This is a genomic window from bacterium, from assembly GCA_024228115.1.
GTDB lineage: Bacteria > Myxococcota_A > UBA9160 > UBA9160 > UBA6930.
The window spans coordinates 1-1,362 of record JAAETT010000505.1 but is presented as its reverse complement, the minus strand read 5'-3'; the positions used below and the strand labels follow the sequence as shown (position 1 = coordinate 1,362).

Genomic DNA, 1,362 nt, shown 5'->3' with positions numbered 1-1,362 from the left:
TGCAGCAGCACCCGGATGATCGGCTTCGAGAGAAGAGGCAAACCGTTCGAGCCGTTTCTTGGCCAGTCTGGCGTCGTGAAGGCTCCAGGCTTCGCGAAGGATGACCTTCACGCTCTGGTGCATCCCCTCCGGCAGGTGTCAATTGGTAGGCGAGGCTGTCCTCCGTAACGCTGTCTCCCGCAGCCTCCAATGCTTCCCTGGCTTCCCTGTACTCACTCTCATTGATGAGGAGTGATCCCAGGACCTCTCTAAAACCATCAAGGCATGCGAGATCATCAGCGAGGGATCCGCAAGGCAGGTCCAGCTTGCGCAGCGCCCTTCGGTAGAAGGGGGCCTTCCGCTGGACGTAGATTCGACCACCGGCGGCCGACGTTTCGTGCTCGCCCGGCAGGCGAAAGCCGCCCTGCAGATGAAAGTTGACAAGGATCTCTCCAGTCCCGTCCTCCTCCCACGCCTTAACCCAGTGAGGGTCAATCTCAGGCGGAATCGGTTCCTTTTCGACAAGAGCGCTGATCTCTTGGGGTCGGAGCGCGCGCAGCTTTCGAGGGCGGCCCAACTCCTTGGCCAAGCGAATGATCTGATCTCGAGTATCACCCAAAAGATCGATCTTCCGGCTCGAATCCCATCGTCGGTTGATCCTGTGCTGCTCCAATGCGTTGACAGCGCGGTGTAGTTCCTCGAACTGAACCCTCTCGGCCGGTGGCAGGGGATCCCGAGTCGCCTCCGAGGAGACAAAACCTTCGGATTCCTCGCCGTAGTCGATCGTGATGTGGCCGTGCTGCTCGGTCGAGGCCTCGCGTTTGCGGAGATTCTCGAGCCGCTCTTCGGCGATTCTCTCGGCATCGCGAAGTGCCTCATCGTCGGAGGATGTCTGCGAACCGCCTTCTCGCGGCTTTTCCTTCGGCATACGCGCCCTCCAGGAAGCGCTCCAGGGAGGAGGCCGCGCCCAGCCGAGCCCTGGAAGTCCCGGGTGTCCCGCCGGGGATCGGCCGACGGTGAGGGCGTGATCGAAATGAACCTAGCCCCAAAGGCTCTTTCCGCAGCCCTTCACAAGAACTTCACGGGTCTGCTGTTCAACAATGTCAAGTTAGTTTGACAGTCGATTCCGCTCATCGAAGTCGTCAGAATGTGCGAGGTTGCGATGAGCCTTTCTCGCACCTTTCTTCGACACCTTCAGACCGAGGCGGTGAGCCTCAGCGATCACTGTCCCTACCGAAACACCTAGCCCTGATCCGAGAATAATCTCACGCTGAGCAGTGTAGTCCGGAGGCGAAGCGGGGGCCGGATCAGGCAGCGAGGCGTTGAATCGCTCGTTCGCAGCGCCGGATCCTGGATCGAGCCGTCGAGGAGACGGCGAAGCGG

Annotated in this window: 1 protein-coding gene; it reads right to left on the bottom strand. The window is 60.5% G+C overall.

Annotated elements, in window-relative coordinates; all coding sequences use genetic code 11:
• On the bottom strand, positions 1-907 hold a 907-nt coding region (locus tag GY937_21445; protein ID MCP5059278.1), incomplete at its 3' end, for a hypothetical protein.
• Between the last annotated feature and the right edge of the window lie 455 nt (positions 908-1,362).